The following is an 18,349-nucleotide window of genomic DNA, read 5'->3' as shown; positions in this document are numbered from 1 at the left end:
TGTTCAGGGGCCGGCTGGGGGAGGACTGTCGCTGTCCAGAACCAGCAGGGGGTTGACCCAGGTACCGTTCAGGCCGACTGACCAATGCAAGTGTGGTCCTGTGACACGACCCGTCTGACCAACCGCACCAATGATCTGCCCCTGACTGACACGCTCGCCCGGCTCAACGTCGATTCGGCTCATGTGGGCATAGAAGGTCTGCAGTCCCAGGCCATGTTCGATGAAGACGCTGTTGCCGTTGAAGAAATAGTCGCCTGTATCAACCACCAGGCCGTCTGCGGGTGCCATGATGGGTGTTCCTTCCGGGGCGGCGATATCGATGCCGCCATGTGGTCGTCTTGGCTGGTCGTTGAAGAAGCGACGCAGGCCAAAGGGGCTGGACACCGGTCCTGCCAGTGGCCATTCGAAATTGTCGGTCAGCAGCTTGTCGGCGCGGTAGCTCTTGACAACCTTGAGGCGCGCGCTCTCCCTGTTGATGCGTTCCATGTCCATCGGTGCCGGGTTCACCTTGCGCTTGTTGCTGATGGTCAACCGCTGTTCCTCGTAGGCAAAGGGGCTGACATCGAAGGGTATGCTTGACCCGCTGCCATCGGCATGTGTCAGTTGCAGGCTCTGCGGACCGGCCTTGACTGACAGCGGAATACCGACCAGCGCCTGCAGGCGACCGGATTGCTCCACCAGGGCAATGGGTCTGTCATTCCAGCGAACACTGGGCCAGGGTCGGGAGGCTTCCCCGAGATCGATGATGGCGATGCCACCGGGTACGGTGGATGATTCCACGAAGCCGGTATCGGCAGCCTGTGATGCGCTGGTCGCCAGACCGAACAACAGCGGCAGCAGCAGGGCAATGGCAGTTGCGCGTGCGCCTGTGTGGTGCTTGCATGAGTCAGACATGAGTGATGTTTCCGGAAGTAGCGGGTTGGTCACCAGCGGCAGGTGTGAGCGGGTATAGCGAGCGCAGATGGTCCACATACAGGGCTGTTGCCCCTGCCACAGCCGCGGGCATGACAAACAGATTGACGATGGGAACGGCGCTCAGCAGGGCGACCGCCGAGCCGAAACCCAGCGCCATCCGGCGACGCTGTCTTGCCACTGCACGCACATCGCGAAAAAGCGCCCCATGATTGCCCAGTGGATAATCCAGATATTCCAGCGCAAACATCCAGGCGCCAAACAGAAACATCAGCAATGGCGCTACCAGATTGATGACGGGAATGAATTGCAACAGCAGCAATGGCAGCAGACAGAGCAGCAGATAAAGCAGCTTTGACAGTTCGGAGGCCATCAGTCGTGGCACGCTGCGGGCCATTGTCAGCCAGGAGGGGTCGGTCGTGATTTTGCGACCGGTCAAGTGGGCTTCCACCCGCTCGGCCAGCAAGCCATTGAATGGCGCCCCGATCAGATTGGCCAGTAGTGTGAACAGGAACGCCATGGCGACAAACATGACCAGACCGAGAATCCAGCGCAGCAGGGTGTCGATTGCATGGATGATCCACCAGTCGGGCAGTGCCGACAGGAATGCCCGGGAATGCAGCCAGTCGTTGGCCGAGCTGTACAGGCTCCAGCCAAGTACGCCGAACACCAGAACATTGATCAGCAGTGGCATCCAGACAAAGCGGCGCAGGCCGGGTGTCCGCATCAGACGCCATCCGGTGACGATATAGCCGAAAGCCTGTGTGGGTCCAATGGGTTTCATGACATGAGCATAGCTGCTGTGCCGACTGTTGTGAGCAACATAAAGACAGTACAATAACCATTCCACGACAGGTGATGCTCAGGCGGCACCTGGCATGTCTCCTCAACGGCCCATTGCCCGAAACGCTCACAATTCTATGCGTCTGAGCCGTATCAAGATCGCCGGATTCAAATCCTTTGTCGATCCCACCGATATCAAGCTTCGCAGTCCACTGGTCGGTATTGTCGGGCCCAATGGCTGCGGCAAGTCGAATACCATCGATGCCGTGCGCTGGGTCATGGGCGAGTCTTCTGCCAAGCATCTGCGCGGCGAATCCATGGACGATGTCATTTTCGTCGGTTCCAGTTCTCGCAAGCCGGTCGGGCAGGCCTCGGTAGAGCTGGTATTCGACAACGCGGACGGCTCTCTGGGCGGCGAATACGCGCAGTATGCCGAGATTTCCATTCGGCGCGAAGTCACACGCGACGGCCAGTCCAAGTACGCCCTGAACAACGTGCGTTGCCGGAGACGCGACATTCGCGACATCTTCCTGGGAACCGGTCTGGGTCCGCGCAGCTATGCGATCATCGAGCAGGGCATGATCTCGCGCCTGATCGAAGCCAAGCCCGAAGATTTGCGGGTCTATCTGGAAGAGGCCGCCGGCATCTCCAAGTACAAGGAACGGCGCAAGGAGACCGAAACCCGAATTCGCCATACCCGTGACAATCTGGATCGTCTCGACGATCTGCGCGAGGAGGTGGACAAGCAGCTGGCCCACCTGAAGCGTCAGGCCAGCACTGCCGAACGTTATCAGCGTCTCAAGGCCGAAGAACGCCAGAAGCGCGGTGAACTGCTGGTGCTGCGGCGCCGCGAGTTCGAGCAGTCGCGCGATCAGCAGGCACTCAAGACCAGCGAGCTGGAGACCGAGCTGGAAAGTGTCATGGCCGAACTGCGTGCCGCCGAGAGTGCCATCGAACTGGCTCGTGCCCAGCAGACCGAAGCCTCGGAGAGTTTCTCGACGGTCCAGGCGGAGTTCTACCGCATCGGAGGTGAGGTGGCGCGTATCGAGCAGACCATCGAGCACACCCGGGAAACCCGTCATCAGCAAAGTCAGGAACTGGCCGAGGTGGACAAGTCTCTGGCCGAGTCGCTGACGCATCTGCGCGACGATACAGCCCGTATCGCCGAGATTGCCGAAACACTGGAAAACGATCAGCCGGCCTTCGACATGTTGCAGGACAGTCAGAAGCATTCCGCCGAGTTGCTGCTGCGGGCCGAGACCGAGCTGCAGGAATGGCAGGCTCGCAATGATGCCTTCAATCGGCGCTTTGCCGAGGCCTCGCAGACAGCGCAGATCGAGAAATCCCGAATCGAGCAGTTCGAGCGCAGTCTGGCCGGTGCCGATACGCGCCTGAGCCGCCTTCAGGAAGAGCGTCAGGGGCTGGATCTGGCGCCCGTGCACGAGAAAATCGAGGAATCACTCGAACTGCAGGTGGAAGCGGCTGATGAAGAGCAGCGCCTGCAGGAGTCATTGAGTCTGGCCAGTGAAAAGCAGCAGATGCAGAAGGAGAGCATTCGTCAGCGACGCGAACGGCTGGATCAGGCACGTTCACGCGTACAGTCCGGGCTCGGCCGACTGGCCTCTCTCGAGGCCTTGCAGCAGGCGGCTCTGGAACCGGACAGCAATGTCAAGGACAGCTGGCTGCAGACCAATGCGCTGGCCGATCTGCCGCGTCTGGCGCAGGGCATCACTGCGGATGCCGGATGGGAGCGGGCGGTCGAGCTGGTACTCGGCCCGCATCTGGAGGCCGTCTGTGTCAACGGCAATGCCATCATCGAGCGGTGTCTGAACGAGTTGCCCGAGGCGCAGTTGACGCTGATCGATGTGTCTCGTGAAGGTCCGGTAGCCACCGCCGGTACGCTGGCCGACAAGGTCACTGGCGATGTGCCGCTGACAGATCTGCTGGCCGGCGTGCTGGTTGCCGACGATCTGTCCGAGGCGCTGCGTATCCGCGACGGCTTGCAGGCGGGGCAGTCAGTGGTAACGCGTGACGGGCTCTGGATGGGATCCTCCTGGCTGCGTGTGGCGCGTGGCGATGCGCGGGACAGCGTGCTGTTGCGAGCCACGGAAATTACCGAGCTGAAAACAGAGCTGGCAGAACTCGATACCCAGGTTGCGCAGTTGAGCGAAGAGCTGGATGAGCTCAGCCAGCAGCAGGACGAGCTGGAGACCCGCCGTGAGACGCTGTTGCATGCCTTCAATGATGCCGTGCGCAATCATTCGCAGATCAGCTCGACCATTGCCGCCGAGCGGCAGCGTCTGGAGCAGGGTGAGCGACGCATCCGCACGCTGGATGAGGAAATCGCCGAAATCGAACAGGCTCGGGAACAGGAGTCCCTGCAGCTGGAAGATGCCGCCGGGCGCAAACTGGAAGCCGTCGAGTTGCTGGCCGAGCTGGAACAGGAAAAGGCGCGCATCAGTGACGAACATGAAAATCTGCGGAGCAATCTGCAGAAGGCGCGAGAGCAGCGTGATGCAGATCGCGATGCCGGGCAGGAACTGGCCATCCGGGTGGAGTCGATGCGCAGTGCACGCAAGGCGACCGAGCAGAATCTGACGCGCATGCAGGAGCGCATCCGACAACTCACCGAACGCCAGACCATGCTCAATGCCATGCTGGCCAGTGAGGACGATGAGGATCCCTTGCTGGCGCTGGAAGCCGGTTTGCAGCAACACCTGACAGACAAGGCCGCCAGCGAATCCGCGCTGCGCACGGCCCGGGATCAGCTCAATGGCATCGAGCAGCGGTTGCGGGAACATGAGCAGGCGCGCCAACGTCATGATGTGCGATCACAGGCGGTTCGCGAGAAAGTGCACAGCCAGATCATGTCCGCGCAGGAAGTGGTCGTCAGGCTCAAGACTCTCGACGAGCAACTGGCAGAGCACGATTACAAGGTTGCCGAGATTCTCGAGAACCTCAGCGATGAGGCGAATGTCAGTGACTGGGCCAGCGAGCTGGAAAAGCTCGAAAGACAGATCCAGCGACTCGGGCCGATCAACCTGGCGGCCATCGATGAGCTGGCCGAGCAGAGCCAGCGCAAGCAATATCTGGATGAGCAACATCTGGATGTCAGTGAAGCGCTGGCCACCCTGGAGCGGGCCATTGCCAAGATCGACAGGGAAACCCGCTCCCGCTTCAAGGACACCTTCGACAAGGTCAATGCGAAGGTCGAGGAATTCTTCCCACGTCTGTTCGGTGGCGGCCATGGCTGTCTGCAGATGACCGGGGATGACTTGCTGAGCACCGGAGTGAGTGTCAACGCACAGCCGCCGGGCAAACGGGTGAGTAACATACAGCTATTGTCCGGTGGTGAGAAAGCCTTGACGGCAGTGGCACTGGTTTTTGCGTTTTTCGAGCTGAATCCATCGCCTTTCTGCATGCTTGACGAAGTGGATGCGCCACTGGATGACGCCAATGTTGGTCGCTTTTGCGAACTGGTCAAAGAAATGTCAGAGCGTGTACAATTTATCTTCATCACTCATAACAAAGTGACCATGGAGATGGCGCAGCAACTGATGGGCGTCACGATGAACGAACCGGGTGTATCCCGCCTGGTAGCTGTGGACGTAAACGAGGCTGTCGAGCTGGCTGGTGTCTGATGACATTCGCCGTTCGATGACCCGACAATCAGACTCTCCGACAAGTCACATCTGTTCCGAACGAGGTAACGCCCTGTGGAAAATCTACGCTGGATCCTGATAGCTGCTGGCGTCGCCATTCTGGTGCTGCTGTATTTCTCCGGAAAACCACGCCGTGGTTCGGATGATGCAGGGCGTCGCTCGCGCCATGACGCAGATAGCGAAATGGACATGGGAGCTCATGGCGGTCTGGGTGGACGTGGCGTTGCCGATCACGATCCGCTGCTCGGCGAGGCCGGACTGGACGATCCCTATCAGGTTTTCAACGACACCGGTGACGATGACTTCGCTCGTCCGGCGGCGCATCAGCCTTCCGGTGACCTCGGTCGTGGTCCTGCCCCGGACTATGAATTCGACGATCTGGATGGCATGGGGGGCAATGGCCCCGGGGCAGGGTTCAGCAGTTTCTCGCAGAAGCTCGAGGCGTTCAGCGAGATGCTTTCCCCCAAGAGACGCAAGATGGTGGCTCAGTCGGAACCCGCCGATCTGGACGAACAGACTGCCGATGATCCCAAGTATGCGCAGAAGATCGTCACCCTGCATGTGGTTGCCGCGCCCGATACCGTGCTCTCCGGTGAGGATCTGCTGAGTGTGTTCGAGCGTCGCGGTTACCATTTTGGCGACATGAACATCTTTCATTCGATGCATGAAGGCTCAACCGTGTTCTCGGTGGCCAAGATGATCGAACCCGGCTACTTCGATATCAACGATCTGGAGAGTTTCCAGACACCGGGTATCACGCTGATTCTGCAATTGCCCGGACCGGTGCCGGCAGATGTGGCCTTCGCCGTGCTGGTCAGCGAAGCCTATGAAATTGCCGAAGAGCTCAACGCCACGGTGCTCGACGAGCAGCACAGCACGCTGACCAAACAGACGGTCCAGCATCTGAAGGAAGGCATTTACGAGTACATGCATCGTCAGAAGTACTTCGGTACCGTGTCCTCCTGATGTGAGCAGTCCGGCCAGACGTGCAGCGCAGCTGCACACGCTATTGCACGATCATTCGCATCGCTATTACGTTCTCGACGACCCGAGCGTCAGCGATGCCGAGTACGATGCACTCTTCCGGGAACTGCAGGACCTGGAAGATGCGCACCCGGAGCTGCAGACGCCTGATTCACCGACTCAGCGGGTTGGAGCGCCGCCACTGGCGGGTTTCGACTCCGTCGAACATGCTGTGCCGATGCTGTCCCTGGGCAATGCCTTCAATCGTGAGGAGCTCATCGAGTTCGATCGTCGGGTGCGCGAGCGACTGGAGCGTGATGAGGGTACCGTGCAGTACGTGGCCGAACCGAAACTCGATGGCCTGGCCATCAGCCTGCGTTACGAGGATGGTATTTTCGTGCAGGGGGCGACCCGCGGTGATGGCCGCAGCGGGGAAAACGTCACCGAAAACCTGCGCACCATCGAGATGATTCCGCTGCGACTTCGCACCGACCAACCGCCGGCCGTATTCGAGGCGCGAGGTGAGGTGTTCATGTCGCACAGCGCCTTCGCAGCGCTCAATGCATCCATGCTGGAAGCCGGCAAGCCCGCCTTCGTCAACCCGCGTAATGCGGCGGCAGGCAGTTTGCGCCAGCTCGATTCACGCAAGACGGCTGAACGACGCCTGTCGATCAATCTGTATGGTCTGGGGGAACTGCAGGGAATCGATACCCCGCCGACACAGATGGCGGCGCTGGATTTGCTGGCAGAGCTGGGTTTTCCGGTCAATCCGGAAATCCGTCTGTGTGACGGCATCGAGGCCTGTTACGAATTCCACGAATCCATTCAGCTGAAGCGTGCCGAGCTGGGTTACGACATTGATGGGGTCGTGTTCAAGGTCGACAGTCTGGCCGAACAGCGCGAACTGGGATTCGTGTCACGCGCACCACGCTGGGCCATAGCCCAGAAATTTCCTGCTGAAGAAGCGCAGACCGTCATTGACAGTGTCGAATTCCAGGTAGGGCGAACCGGTGCCCTGACGCCGGTGGCCAGACTGGTGCCGGTATTTGTCGGTGGAGTGACGGTCAGCAACGCCACCTTGCACAACATGGATGAGATTGCTCGCAAGGACATCATGATCGGCGATACCGTCATCGTGCGCCGCGCCGGTGATGTCATTCCCGAAGTGGCCAGAGTGGTACTGGAGAAACGTGGGCCGAACTCCAGAGCCATCGAATTGCCCTCACAGTGTCCAGTGTGCGGTTCGCCGGTCGTCAATCTGGGTACCGAGGTGAAGGCGCGCTGTACCGGTGGGTTGCAATGCGCTGCTCAGCGCCGCGAAGCGATCAAGCATTTTGCCTCGCGACGTGCCATGGATATCGACGGCCTGGGGGACAAGCTTGTAGAACAACTGGCCGATGCCGATCTGATCGAAACCGTGGCAGATCTCTACACCCTGAACGCCGAGCAGCTACAGAGCCTGCCGCGCATGGGTGAGAAGTCGGTCGGCAATCTGATCAAGGCAATAGACAAGTCACGTCATGCCACCCTGGCGCGTTTTCTCTTTGCACTGGGCATTCGGGACATCGGAGAGACCGGCGCTGCCTTGCTGGCAAAGCAGTTCGGATCGCTGGATGCACTGATGCAGGCCAGCGAGGAAGAACTGACACGTATCGATGATATCGGCCCGATTGCGGCCAACAGCATTCTGAGTTTCTTTGCCAACCCCGATAATCGAGCGGTGGTGGATGCCCTGCTTGCTGCCGGTATCGAGTTGCCCGCCACCGCCTCGGCTGAGGTTGATACGGTGCTGAGCGGCAAGACCTATGTGCTGACAGGGACGATGAGTCGATTCAGCCGGGATGAGGCGAAGAAGCGCCTGCAGCAGCTGGGTGCCAAGGTCAGTGGTAGCGTGTCGAGCAAGACAACCGCCGTCTTTGCCGGAGAATCCCCCGGTTCGAAAGTCAGCAAAGCCGAATCCCTGAACGTGCCTGTACTGGACGAAAACGCCCTGCAGGCCTTACTTGACTCACCGGAAGCAGATCCAACATGATTTCCTTATCCGTCAACGGCGCTGCCGGTCGCATGGGCCGACAGTTGCTTGCCGCTATCGATGAGCGTGACGATGCCCGAATCGGTGCTGCGGCCGATGCGCCGGGGCAGGCTTGCATTGGCGTGGATACCAGTGTGCTCGCCGGCGGATCACCCAGCGGTGTTCAGGTCGCGGACAATGTGGCAGCTCTGGCAAGTGGCAGTGATGTCATCATCGATTTCACGGCGCCTTCGGTGTCGCTGGCGTTGCTCGATGCGCTGCAGGGTCTGGATACTCGTGTCGTCATCGGCACCACCGGATTCTCCGGTGAACAGCTGACACGCCTGCATGAACATGCGGTGCACCGTCCCATTCTGTTTGCGCCCAACTACAGTGTCGGGGTCACCGTGACCTTGTCCCTGCTGCAGCAGGCGGCACGTGCCTTCGGGGATGACTACGATGTCGAGATCATCGAGGCTCATCACCGACACAAGGTGGATGCGCCATCGGGTACCGCGTTGAAGATGGGCGAAGTGGTTGCGGATGCGCTGGAGCGTGATCTGGCCAGTTGCGCCGTCTATGGTCGCGAAGGAATCACCGGGGCTCGTGACAGCCGCACCATCGGCTTTGAAACCATCCGCGCGGGGGACATCATCGGCGAGCACACGGTGCTGTTTGCCGGTGCCGGGGAGCGTATCGAGATTACCCACAAGGCCACAGACCGGATGACCTTCGCCCGCGGTGCGGTACGTGGTGCCGTCTGGCTTGCCTCGCAGCCCTCGGGGCTGTACGACATGACTCACGTGCTTGGTCTGGACAGCCAGCGAGGGTAGGCAATGGGCGTTCGCCAACCCGGTCTGGCGTCGTTTGGGCATTTTGTGGGCCGCAAGGGCTCGCAATCCTCTACAATTGTGACGAATCAGGCCCTGTGGAGGCGTGAGCCGTGTGATCGGGGCCCAACAGGGTCTGCGTTGACCATCAATTCAAGGAGAGTATCGTGACGTTTGCAGTGGTATTTCCCGGACAGGGTGCGCAGAGTGTCGGCATGCTGGCAGAGCTCGCCGCAGAGCATACCATCGTGCAGCAGACTTTCGCCGAGGCTTCCGAGACTCTGGGCAGGGATCTGTGGGAAATGGCGCAGTCAGGACCGGCGGAAGCACTGAGTGATACCCGTATTACCCAGCCTCTGATGTTCACCTCGGGCGTGGCGGTCTGGCGGTTACTGAGCGAAGCCGGCCTGCCTGCAGCGGGTGCCTTTGCCGGCCACAGTCTGGGTGAATTTGCTGCCTTGGTGGCCTCCGGTGCGTTATCGTTCACCGACGGCCTGACACTGGTTCAACGTCGTGCGGAGCTGATGGCCGCCGCCGTGCCGGACGGTGAGGGCGGCATGGCTGCGCTGATCGGAATGAGCGACGAGGCTGTGGTCGATCTGTGCGCGTCCATCAGTGGTGATCGCATCAGCGAAGCCGTGAATTTCAATGCACCGGGGCAGGTGGCTATCTCCGGACATCTTGACGCACTGCAAAAGACCGTTGATGCCGCCAAGGATCAGGGCTGCCGCAAGGCATTGATGCTGGCGGTGAGTGTTCCCAACCATTCATCGCTGATGAAACCGGCGGGTCTGGAGCTGGCCGAGACCATCGATTCCCTGACCTTCTCCGAACCGTCGGCACCACTGGTACAGAACGCAACTGCCGCCGCGGCGTCCGATCTGCAGACCCTGCTGGGGCATCTGAAAGCGCATGTCTACAATCCGGTCTACTGGACCCGCACGGTGGAGACACTGCGCGATGTCCATGGCGTGAGTACCATCATCGAGGCGGGTCCGGGCAAGGTGTTGACTGGCCTGGGCAAACGCATCGACCGCTCACTGCCGACCCTGCCGGTGGATTCACCGGCAACGCTGGCAGCCGCACTGGAAGCCGTTGGCGTGACTGCGGCCTGAGGTCGCCACTCAACGAACCGTGAAATCGATACAGAGAGCAGACCTTGACTGAATCAATACTTGAAAACCAGGTAGCGCTGGTGACCGGAGCAAGCCGTGGCATCGGTGCTGCCATCAGCGACCTGCTGGGCGCCAATGGCGCCACGGTCATCGGTACCGCCACCTCGGAAAAGGGGGCAGAGGCCATCAGTGCACGCTTTACCGTCGCAGGCATCAAGGGCAGTGGCATGTGTCTGGATGTGACCGACGCCGAGAAGACCGAGGCAGCGATCAAGCACATCGGCGACACCCATGGTGCAGTTTCCATTCTGGTGAACAACGCCGGCATCACACGTGACAATCTCTTCATGCGCATGAAGGACAGTGAGTGGGATGAGGTCATTGCGACCAATCTGACCAGTGTCTATCGCTTGTGCAGACTGGTCATCAAGCCCATGGTCAAGGCTCGTGGCGGTCGCATCATCAACATCAGTTCTGTGGTGGGAATAACGGGTAACGCCGGTCAGGTGAACTATTCGGCATCGAAGGCCGGTGTGCTGGGCATGACCAAGTCCCTGGCTCGCGAGCTGGGTGCACGCTCCATCACCATCAATGCCGTGGCCCCCGGATTCATCGAATCGGACATGACTGATGCCTTGCCCGATGAACAGAAGGAAAAACTCAAGAGTGAAATCGCTCTCGGGCGGTTGGGTACCCCCGAGGATATCGCTCAGACCTGTCTGTTCCTTGCCTCACCCGCGGCTTCCTACATCACTGGTCAGACCATCAGCGTCAACGGTGGCATGGTCATGACGTGAACTGCTGGGGATGCTCAAGTCCCTTGCAATTGTCCGATCCGCAGGACGTCCGAAAATCAGCTCAAGGTTGAGTCCGCTCGCGGAATCAGGCAATGTAGCTGTATGATTCAGACTTTCCTGCGTTGTTTATCCTCAGCTAGTCCTTATTGTCACAAGAAGAATTTGCGTAAGAGTTGGCACGTTCCGGTCTAACTCACTACAATGGTGGTACGGCTGAGGCCGCTTATTTTTTTTCGGAGGTTTATCCCACAATGAGCAGTATTGACGAACGCGTCAAAAAGATAGTCGTAGAGCAGCTTGGCGTAAAAGAAGAAGAAGTTACGACCAAAGCTTCATTTGTCGAAGATCTAGGCGCAGATTCTCTCGATACGGTCGAGCTAGTGATGGCGCTCGAGGAAGAATTCGAGTGCGAGATCCCCGATGAAGAGGCCGAGAAGATCACTACTGTCGAGCAGGCGATCGACTACGTTACCGCCCATATCGACCAGGCTTGATCGATCCGGGTCACGGCAGGTCCGTGACCTACGGTCGTTTATTGGTATCGGGGCTTGCCGATCTCGGCAAGTCTGTTTGAACAGGTAAGGAGGCCGCTGGTTTCGATATCCCATTCGAACCTCGACGCAGGGGTCTGGAGTTCAACTCCGGACGGCATGCCGACAGGTTGACAGGGGTGACTTGCGGAGCGGCTTTCTTGTTGTGATGGTTGTAAATTGTCTTTCAGGCGCGCCAGTCGCGCAGTAAAGTTGATTTCGGAGCTGAACGGGTTTGACGCGTAGACGAGTAGCGGTAACCGGGCTGGGTCTGGTGACTCCAGTTGGTGGTCAGGTAGAGGACAGCTGGAAGAATATTCTGGCGGGAGTGTCTGGTGCGTCCACCATCACGGATTTCGACGTGTCCGCCTATAACACCCGCTTCAGCGCCTCAGTGAAGGAATTCGACACGGCGGCCTATTTTTCTGCCAAGGAAGCGCGCAAGATGGACATCTTCGTCCATTACGGCGTTGCCGCCGGCATGCAGGCCATTCGTGATGCAGGCCTCGAGGACGCCGATGGACTCGATCTGGAACGTGTCGGTGTGGCCATCGGTTCCGGCATTGGCGGACTGCCCAATATCGAGGCGCAGCACCAGGCGTTGATCGCCGGTGGGCCGCGCAAGGTTTCTCCTTTCTTTGTCCCGTCCACCATCATCAACATGATCAGTGGCAATCTGTCGATCAAGTTCGGCTACAAGGGACCCAATCTGTGCATGGTGACGGCCTGTACGACCGGTACGCACAACATCGGAGATGCTGCCCGTATCATCGAATACGGCGACGCCGATGTCATGGTGGCCGGTGGTGCAGAAATGGCAACCTGTCCCCTGGGGCTGGCAGGGTTCGGCGCGGCACGGGCGCTGTCGACACGCAACGATGACCCGGCTGCCGCCAGTCGTCCCTGGGACAAGGACCGGGACGGATTCGTGCTTGGCGACGGTGCCGGCATCATGGTGCTGGAAGAGTACGAACACGCAAAGGCGCGAGGCGCGCACATCTATTGCGAAGTGGTCGGTTACGGGATGAGCGGCGATGCGTATCACATGACGCTGCCTTCCGAGAACGGAGAGGGCGCTGCCCGCTGCATGAAGACTGCCATGCGCAATGCCGGCCTCGCCGCCGAAGATATCGATTACATCAATGCACACGGTACGTCGACACCGGCGGGCGATGTTGCCGAGACCGACGCCATCAAGTCGGCTCTGGGGTCTCATGCGCAATCGGTTCTGGTCAGTTCCACCAAGAGCATGACGGGCCACCTGCTGGGTGCGGCCGGCGGCGCTGAAGCCGTTTTCTCGGTGCTGGCATTGCGCGATCAGACGGCACCGCCAACCATCAATCTGGATAATCCCGGCGACGGCTGCGATCTGGATTATGTTGCCAACAAGAGTCGGGAAGCATCACTGCAGGTGGCAATGTCCAATTCCTTCGGATTTGGTGGCACCAACGGTACTCTGATTTTCGCGAAAGACGGCGTGTGATCCGTTTACTGCTGTTGCTTGTCACGCTGGGCGTGGCAGCTGCCGGTTGGTATGGCTGGAATGATTACCACCGTTACCTGACCGATCCACTGGATCTGCCAGAAGCCGGTGAAACATTCACCATCGAAAAAGGCTGGTCGGCCGGCCGTGTGGCCGTCGAGCTGGAGCAGCAGGGTGTCATCGACAAGCGCTACTGGTTCGATCTGTTCGTGAGGTTGAGCGAGAAGGCCGGCGGCATCAAGACCGGTGAATATCGTCTGATGGCGCCAATGACAGTGCCTGACTTGCTGGATACCTTTCACGGTGGCCAGACAACCCAGTATACCCAGAGCGTCATCGAGGGATACAACTGGCGCCAGACACTGGCTCATGTAGCGGCATCCAGTGATCTGCAACACACGCTGAGTGCGGAGCAGCTGAGCTCTCCCGAGAGTCTCATGGCGCTGCTGGGTTTCCCCGGTCTGCATCCGGAGGGGCAGTTCTACGCTGACACTTACGCCTTTCCCCGCGGTACCACCGACGTTGAATTCCTGCAGCGCGCAAAATCGACCATGGACCGTGTTCTGGCCGAAGAATGGGCTGATCGCCAACCGGACCTGCCGCTGGAAACTCCCTATGAGGCTCTGATTCTGGCGTCGATAGTCGAGAAGGAGACGGCACTGGTCAGCGAACGACCTCTGATCGCGGGGGTATTTGTCTCGAGGCTGCGCAAGAACATGCGCTTGCAGACCGATCCCACAGTCATCTACGGTATCGGTGAAAGCTTTGATGGCGATATCCGTCGCAAGGATCTGACCACCGATACACCCTACAACACGTATACTCGGGCAGGATTGCCACCATCACCCATTGCCATGGTCGGTCGTGAAGCCATTCATGCAGTCATGCATCCGGAGGACACGACAGCCCTGTATTTCGTGGCGCGTGGCGACGGCTCCCATCAGTTCTCTGAGACACTCTCGGAACACAATGCCGCGGTCCGCAAGTACCAGTTGAAGCGCTGACACGGCGGCGAGTGGGACGGTTCATCCGTCAAGGCACGGGTCCGACTCAACCATGAGGAACACAGGCCGGAGTGACAGAGGCATGACTGAAGGACGTGGCAAGTTCATCACGCTTGAAGGGCTGGAGGGTGTTGGCAAGACAACCAATCGGCAATTCGTTGAAAGCCTGCTGGATGATGCGGACATCGATTTCATCGGTACGCGTGAGCCCGGAGGGACCGCTCTCGGGGAAGCTCTGCGTGAGCTGGTACTGGCGGCAGATGGCCAGATGCAGGATCTCACCGAATTGCTGCTGATGACAGCTTCACGGGTCGAACACATTGCCAATGTCATCGAGCCGGCACTGGCAGCCGGTCAATGGGTGCTGTGTGATCGCTTTCTCGACGCCAGCATTGCCTATCAGGGGGCGGGGCGCCAGTTGGGCGTCGAGCGAGTCGCCGACTTGCATCGACTGATGGATGTGACCCTGGAGCCCGATCTGACGCTGTTGCTGGACATGCCGGTTGCAACGGGACTCGAGCGCATGGCCGCGCGCGGAACTCCGGACCGGATAGAACGCGAAGCCATGGCGTTTTTCGAACGGGCGCGCCAGGCCTATCTGCAGCAAGCCGCCATGGCGCCTGATCGGGTGCTTGTCGTCGATGCCGCCAGACCGCTGGATGCCGTACAGGAATCGGTACGGCAAGCGCTGTTGCCCTTGCTGGAGGGTGCCTGATATGGCCGAGCTGACTGCCTGCCCGCCCTGGTTGCGAGAGGACGGGCAGGCCTTGATGAGTCGCTCTCGAGAAGGTCGTCTGCCCCATGCCATCCTGCTCGGCGGTATCCATGGCATCGGCAAACGGGCTTTTTCCCAGTGGCTGTCAGAATCTCTGCTGTGTCGCAATCGGGGAGAATCGGGAGCCTGCGGGCAATGTGATTCCTGTCTGCAGTTGCTCGCCGGGGCTCACCCTGACTTTCGCAAGCTGTTGCCCGAAGGCGCCAACGCCGCCATCAAGGTCGATCCGGTGCGCGATCTGGTGGAGTGGCTGCAGTTGACCGCCAGTCAGGGCAGTTACCGAATCGCCGTGCTGGAACAGGCGGACAGCATGAACCGAAGCGCAGCCAACAGTCTGCTGAAGACGCTGGAAGAGCCGAGTGATCATGCGGTGATCATCCTCACTGCCACACGTACCGGAGCCTTGCCGGCCACCATTCGCAGTCGCTGTCAGACCATCAACCTGAAGATGCATGACAGGGCCGCGGCCATCGAGTGGTTATCAGCGTCGGTCCAGGACCCGGAGACAGCGCTGCTGGAGGCCGGCGGCGGACCCTATGCGGCATTGGCGATGCAGAACGACGAGTATCTGGCTGCCCGTGAGCTGTTGCTCAAGGCCTGGCACGATCTCTTTCTGCACAAGGGAAGTGTCGGGCGCATCAGTGATTCCCTGGCCGATCTGGAAACATCATTGTGCCTGGCGACCTTCAGTCGCTGGACCTTGCTGGCGGCCAAGCAGGGAGCAAATCTGTCCATCGAAGCCAATCCGGCTGTGATGGAGGTTATATCGGAGACGCGAGATCGACTTCGTAGTGAGCAATGGTTCACACTTCACGAGCGTTTACTGCAATTACATCGATCTGACAGTGCCAGCTTCAAGACTCAAGCTGTGCTTGAGGGAATGTTTGCCGATACGAGAATCATGACCAACAGCTGAAGTCTCTCCAATGACCGAAGAAACTCGCAAGGGAATCATCTCCTTTTCCATTACTGACCGTGGCGCGCTGTACTCATCCTATATGTCGTTCGTGCAGAACGGTGCGGTGTTCGTGCCCACGGCCCGGAGTTACGAGATAGGCGACAAGGTGTTCATGCTGTTGAAGCTCATGGACGACCACAGTGTTTCGCCGGTCAGTGGCACTGTGGTCTGGCAGACTCCAGCCGGAGCGCAGGGTAACAAGGTTGCCGGCGTTGGGGTGCAATTCTCGGATGAAGATCAGGGCAGCACCAAGAACAGTATCGAGCAACATCTGGCAGCGGCCATTCAGGGCGATCGTCCTACCCAGACCATGTAGGCGCAGCAGAGTCCGCAGCCCGCCCAGATGGCCTTGCCGACTGAGCTTGCCGTCATGGCCTGGCGCTGATGGCAAGCCGTGACATCTTCCGGTGAAATCCTGTTTGCGAAGTATCACGACATGGGAATGCATCGGAGCTCGGTAATCCGGTAGGCTTCATGTTTTTGCATGGCTGAATCAGAACATGGCTGCGGTCAGGAAGAAGGTTGAAGTATCCGGTACGCGTACTACCGGGAAACGTGCGGTTTCCGGCAAGCCGACCGGCAAGAAAACGGGAAACCGGAAGGCCTCGGTGACGACAGGCAGAAAAACCTCACCGCGAGCCCGAAGAACGGTGGAGCAGGTCATGGCGTACTTCGAGGATGCTCGCCCCAGCGATGTCTCCGACAAGGTTTTCGTCGCGACCAGTCCGGTTCACGGCAAGGGGCTTTTTGCGGCCACACGTCTGAAGGCGGGGACTCTCATCAGCCGCTTGCACGGCATGCCTACCTTCGACGATGGTACCTACGTCTTGTGGATTACCGACGAGCTGGGTCTCGAGTTGACCAACGATCTGAAGTACATCAACCACGACAAGAACCCCAATGCGGCCTATTCCGACCTGGATGTCACCTTGTTGCGTGACGTCGAGGCTGGCGAAGAGCTGCTACATGATTACGGGTGGTAACGACAAGTGAGCCGAACGATCAAGCAACTGGAAGGGCAGTTTCACCGTATCGCCCAGCTGGATCATGCCAGTACCTTTCTGTCCTGGGACCAGATGGTGATGATGCCCGATGGGGGCAATGCTCCTCGGGCGGCGGCTCTGGCGGAGCTTGCCAGTCTGCGACATGAGCTTCTGACTGCACCGGCAATGGGCGACTGGCTCAGTGAAGCAGAGTCTGAAGTCGTTTCAGGCAAGCTGGCCCCCGAACTCCTGCCGCATGTGCGGGAAATGAAACGGACCTGGCAGCAGGCGGTTGTCCTGCCAGCCAGCCTGGTACATGCCAAGGTGCTGGCTGGATCACGTTGCGAGCACGGCTGGCGGAAGCAGCGGGGAGAGAACGACTGGAAAGGCTTTCTCGAGAATTTCACGGAGGTGGTGGAGCTGTCCAGAGAGGAGGCAGGCTGTCGCCAGTCAGCCGCCGCGGACGACTTTGCCACACCCTATGACGCACTGCTGGATCTGCATTGCACCGGTGACACCCAGGCTCTGATCGATCGCGTTCTGGCAGAACTTCGGCAGGAGCTGCCATCCTTGTTGCAGGAAGTGATGGAGAAGCAGGCATCGCAAACGGTTGTCGATCTGCAGGGGCATTACCCGCTTGCTCAACAGCAATTGCTGAGTGAAGAGCTGATGCGCATGCTGGGCTTCGATTTCAGTGCCGGTCGACTCGATGTCAGCATGCATCCGTTCAGCACCGGTGGAAAAGGTGATCAACGCATCACGACTCGTTATCGCGAAGTCGACTTTGCCGATGCCTTGCAGGCCACTGCTCATGAAACCGGCCATGCCAGTTATGAAGCGGGTTTGCCGGAGGCCTGGCAATCCTTCCCGTTGGGCCGTTCACGCAACATGTGCATTCATGAAAGCCAGAGTCTGATGTTCGAGAAGCAGATCTATCTGTCGCGTGCCTTTACCCGGTCGATGGCCACGGTAGTGAAACGGTTTCTGCCAACCGCCGGCTTTGCGGACAGTGATTCCCTGTGGGCGGCGCAGACTCGCGTCAAGCCGAGCTTCATTCGGGTGGAAGCGGACGAAGTCACCTATCCACTGCATATCATGCTGCGCTACGACATCGAGAGCGCTCTGATCAACGGGCGGATGGAGGCAGCCGACATTCCAGCGGCCTGGGAGTCGGCGATGCAGCATTACCTTGACTTGTCCGTCGATGGCAATCATGCCATCGGATGCTTGCAGGACATCCACTGGACGGATGGGGCCTTCGGTTACTTTCCGTCCTATACCATGGGGGCAGTCAATGCCGCGCAGCTCATGGCATCACTCAAGCAGCAACATCCGGATTGGCAGGCGCACTTTTCCCGGGGCGATATCGCGTTTGTTCGCGAGTGGCTGTCCCGAACGATCTGGCAGCACGGCTGTGAGCTGGAATCTCAGGATCTGATGAGTTCGGCTACTGGTGAGGGCAGTAATGCGGCCCATCTGCTGGCCCATCTGCGCTCGAGGTATCTTGACGAGAGTGATTGAACCGTGAGCCCAGGGCTTGTCG

The 18,349-nt window shown here is 59.3% G+C and carries 16 protein-coding genes; 14 read left to right on the top strand and 2 right to left on the bottom strand.

What is annotated here, in order from left to right; all coding sequences use genetic code 11:
• Positions 1-3: 3 nt before the first annotated feature.
• Together ACUNV4_RS10210 and cysZ are read right to left on the bottom strand one after the other, a co-directional pair.
• A complete protein-coding gene (locus ACUNV4_RS10210) occupies positions 4-894 on the bottom strand; it encodes a peptidoglycan DD-metalloendopeptidase family protein (protein ID WP_430878438.1) in 891 nt (296 codons plus the stop codon).
• Entirely contained in the window at positions 887-1,696 is an 810-nt protein-coding gene (gene cysZ, locus ACUNV4_RS10205; protein ID WP_430878437.1) for a sulfate transporter CysZ, read from the bottom strand. Before cysZ ends, ACUNV4_RS10210 begins: the two co-directional genes overlap by 8 nt.
• A 136-nt stretch (positions 1,697-1,832) precedes the next feature.
• Here cysZ and smc point away from each other — a divergent pair, with 136 nt between their 5' ends.
• The 14 genes from smc (at position 1,833) to ACUNV4_RS10135 (ending at position 18,327) form a co-directional block, all read left to right on the top strand.
• On the top strand, positions 1,833-5,336 hold the full coding sequence (gene smc / locus ACUNV4_RS10200; RefSeq protein WP_430878436.1) for a chromosome segregation protein SMC: 3,504 nt from the start codon (positions 1,833-1,835) through the stop codon (positions 5,334-5,336).
• A gap of 75 nt (positions 5,337-5,411) precedes the next feature.
• Positions 5,412-6,323 carry a cell division protein ZipA gene (gene zipA / locus ACUNV4_RS10195; RefSeq protein WP_430878435.1) on the top strand — a complete coding sequence of 304 codons (912 nt, stop codon included), beginning with the start codon at positions 5,412-5,414 and terminating at the stop codon, positions 6,321-6,323.
• Between the two features lies 1 nt (position 6,324).
• Positions 6,325-8,352, top strand: a complete 2,028-nt coding sequence (ligA, locus tag ACUNV4_RS10190) for an NAD-dependent DNA ligase LigA (RefSeq protein ID WP_430878434.1) — start codon at positions 6,325-6,327, stop codon at positions 8,350-8,352.
• Positions 8,349-9,164 carry a 4-hydroxy-tetrahydrodipicolinate reductase gene (gene dapB, locus ACUNV4_RS10185; protein WP_430878433.1) on the top strand — a complete coding sequence of 272 codons (816 nt, stop codon included), beginning with the start codon at positions 8,349-8,351 and terminating at the stop codon, positions 9,162-9,164. The genes ligA and dapB overlap by 4 nt, the downstream gene beginning before the upstream one ends.
• 164 nt (positions 9,165-9,328) lie before the next feature.
• Positions 9,329-10,276: an ACP S-malonyltransferase gene (gene fabD / locus ACUNV4_RS10180; protein WP_430878432.1), complete on the top strand. Its 948-nt coding sequence runs from the start codon at positions 9,329-9,331 to the stop codon at positions 10,274-10,276.
• A 44-nt stretch (positions 10,277-10,320) separates the two neighbouring features.
• Positions 10,321-11,073, top strand: a complete 753-nt coding sequence (gene fabG / locus ACUNV4_RS10175) for a 3-oxoacyl-ACP reductase FabG (protein ID WP_430878431.1) — start codon at positions 10,321-10,323, stop codon at positions 11,071-11,073.
• A 251-nt stretch (positions 11,074-11,324) separates the two neighbouring features.
• A complete protein-coding gene (acpP, locus tag ACUNV4_RS10170; protein ID WP_430878430.1) occupies positions 11,325-11,567 on the top strand; it encodes an acyl carrier protein in 243 nt (80 codons plus the stop codon).
• 271 nt (positions 11,568-11,838) lie between these two features.
• Complete coding sequence (fabF, locus tag ACUNV4_RS10165; RefSeq protein WP_430878429.1) at positions 11,839-13,086, top strand: beta-ketoacyl-ACP synthase II; 1,248 nt, start codon at positions 11,839-11,841, stop codon at positions 13,084-13,086.
• Positions 13,083-14,090 carry an endolytic transglycosylase MltG gene (gene mltG, locus ACUNV4_RS10160; protein WP_430878428.1) on the top strand — a complete coding sequence of 336 codons (1,008 nt, stop codon included), beginning with the start codon at positions 13,083-13,085 and terminating at the stop codon, positions 14,088-14,090. The genes fabF and mltG overlap by 4 nt, the downstream gene beginning before the upstream one ends.
• 82 nt (positions 14,091-14,172) lie before the next feature.
• Positions 14,173-14,805: a dTMP kinase gene (gene tmk / locus ACUNV4_RS10155; protein WP_430878427.1), complete on the top strand. Its 633-nt coding sequence runs from the start codon at positions 14,173-14,175 to the stop codon at positions 14,803-14,805.
• Between the two features lies 1 nt (position 14,806).
• The gene (gene holB, locus ACUNV4_RS10150) at positions 14,807-15,781 is read left to right on the top strand and encodes a DNA polymerase III subunit delta' (RefSeq protein ID WP_430878426.1); all 975 of its coding nucleotides are present in this window, start codon (positions 14,807-14,809) and stop codon (positions 15,779-15,781) included.
• A gap of 10 nt (positions 15,782-15,791) precedes the next feature.
• Complete coding sequence (locus ACUNV4_RS10145; RefSeq protein ID WP_430878425.1) at positions 15,792-16,139, top strand: PilZ domain-containing protein; 348 nt, start codon at positions 15,792-15,794, stop codon at positions 16,137-16,139.
• A gap of 184 nt (positions 16,140-16,323) precedes the next feature.
• On the top strand, positions 16,324-16,806 hold the full coding sequence (locus ACUNV4_RS10140; RefSeq protein ID WP_430878424.1) for an SET domain-containing protein: 483 nt from the start codon (positions 16,324-16,326) through the stop codon (positions 16,804-16,806).
• A gap of 6 nt (positions 16,807-16,812) precedes the next feature.
• Complete coding sequence (locus tag ACUNV4_RS10135) at positions 16,813-18,327, top strand: carboxypeptidase M32 (protein WP_430878423.1); 1,515 nt, start codon at positions 16,813-16,815, stop codon at positions 18,325-18,327.
• The last annotated feature ends 22 nt before the right edge of the window (positions 18,328-18,349 follow it).

Source organism: Granulosicoccus sp. 3-233, assembly GCF_052681095.1.
This window is presented reverse-complemented; position numbering and strand designations above follow the sequence as displayed.